Annotated in this window: 2 protein-coding genes; both read right to left on the bottom strand. The window is 69.3% G+C overall.

Translation table 11 applies throughout. From position 1 onward, the window contains the following. Positions 1-78 precede the first annotated feature (78 nt). Complete coding sequence (locus tag ACYVE9_RS24335) at positions 79-852, bottom strand: ABC transporter permease (protein ID WP_461030044.1); 774 nt, start codon at positions 850-852, stop codon at positions 79-81. A 3-nt stretch (positions 853-855) separates the two neighbouring features. Further along, positions 856-1863 carry an ABC transporter ATP-binding protein gene (locus ACYVE9_RS24330; protein WP_461030043.1) on the bottom strand — a complete coding sequence of 336 codons (1008 nt, stop codon included), beginning with the start codon at positions 1861-1863 and terminating at the stop codon, positions 856-858. Positions 1864-2060: the final 197 nt, after the last annotated feature.

Below are 2060 nucleotides of genomic sequence, written 5' to 3'. Positions count from 1 at the left end.
GCACGCGCCGGCTTCGGCGACGTGCCGCCCGCGAGGTGGGCGTGCCGCCCGTGAGGTGGCGGCGGGGGAGCGGCGGGGTCAGGCGTCCCGGCGCTTGAGTACCAGGTAACCACCGACGAGGGCGGCCACCACCCAGGCGACCATGATGAGCAGGCCGCCCCACGGACCGTAGGGCCGGTCGGTGCCGGTCTCCACCACGGACATGATCATGGAGCCGGCCTGGTCGGGCAGGTACTGCCCGACCTTCCTGGTGGCCTCGACCACACCGAGGATGTTGGAGATCAGGAAGAAGAACGGCATCAGGATGCCGAAGGCCAGCAGCGGGCTGCGCAGGATCCAGGTGACACCCATCGCGAAGAGTGCCATGAGCGTCATGTAGAGGCCGCCGCCGAAGACCGCGCGGAGCACGCCCGGTTCACCCAGCGAGGTGCCGAGGTCACCGAGGACCGACTGACTCACCAGGAACGACAGGAAACTGGTGGCCATGCCGACCACCAGCACCAGCGCCGTGCAGACGACCGTCTTGGCGGCCATGAAGACACCGCGCCGCGGGACGGCGGCCAGCGACGCCCGGATCATCCCGGTGCTGTACTCGCTCGACACCACCAGCACACCGAAGGCGATCATGGCGAGCTGGCCGAGGACCAGCCCGGAGAAGCTGGTGGCGGTCGGGTCGAAGGTCTGCTGCTCCTGCTCGGACAGTGCTGAGTCGAAGGTCGACTTGACGACCAGGCTGAGCAGCATGCCGAGGCCGACCGTGACGATCAGGGCGCTGGCGAGTGTCCACAGCGTGGAGCGCACGGTGCGGACCTTGGTCCACTCCGACTGGAGAACCTGCGTGGTGTGGGCCATGGCTCAGTTCCCCTTCTGCTGCTGGTCCGCCTGCTGACCGGTTGTGCCCGCTTCCGGTGGCGGCGGGCCCGCCGCCGGCCAGTTCGGTGCGGGCTGCTGCTGCCCCCCGGTCGAGGTGCCGTACTCCACCGAGCCGGCCGTCAGTTGCATGAAGGCCGCTTCCAGGGACGCCTGCTGGGGGCTGAGCTCGTGCAGCACGAGCCGGTGCTGGGCGGCCAGTTCACCGATGCGGGACGACTCCACGCCGTCCACCTCCAGGGTGCCGTCCTGGCCCTCGGACGTGGTGATGCCCTCGGCCGACAGCACGTCCCTGAGCCGCTCAGGCTCGGCGGTGCGCAGCCGTACGTAGGAGCGGGAGTTCTCCCGGATGAAGTCCGCCATCGTGGTGTCCGCCATGAGCTTGCCCTGGCCGATCACCACCAGGTGGTCCGCGGTGACCGCCATCTCGCTCATCAGGTGGCTGGACACGAAGATCGTGCGGCCCTCGGAGGCCAGCTGCTTCATCAGATTGCGGATCCAGTGGATGCCCTCGGGGTCGAGTCCGTTGACGGGCTCGTCGAACATCAGGATCGGCGGGTCGCCGAGCAGCGCGGCGGCGATGCCCAGCCGCTGGCCCATGCCGAGGGAGAAGCCCTGCGGACGCTTCTTCGCTACGGCGGAGAGACCCACCAGGTCCAGCACGGTGTCCACCCGCGACAGCGGGATGCCGTTCGACTGGGCCAGCCACAGCAGGTGGTTGCGGGCGGTGCGTCCGCCGTGGATGCCCTTGGCCTCCAGCAGCGCCCCGATGTGCGTCAGCGGGTTCTTCAGCTGGTCGTAGTGCTTGCCCTCGATGCGCACGTCACCGCTGGTCGGCCGGTCCAGCCCGAGGACCATGCGCATGGTCGTCGACTTGCCGGCGCCGTTGGGCCCCAGGAAGCCGGTGATGATGCCCGGACGCACGGTGAAACTGAGTCCGTCCACCGCGAGTTTGTCACCGTAACGTTTTGTCAACCCCGTCAGCTCGATCATGGCACCGACGCTAGTCGTCCGGACCTGCCGACGCCAATCCGTCAACCACCCCTGTTGTGCGCGGTGTCACGACCGGCCGCCCCGCGTCCCGGTCGGCTGTTCGCTTCGACCCGGATGTGCGGGTTTGCCCCCATGCCGTGCGTCCCGCACCGCCACCGCATCCACACACCGCTGCCCGGCGCCGCCGTGGCGGCGCC

The organism is Streptomyces sparsus, assembly GCF_054776295.1.
Note: the sequence above shows the minus strand (reverse complement) of the source record. Positions and strands in the feature narration are given on the sequence as shown.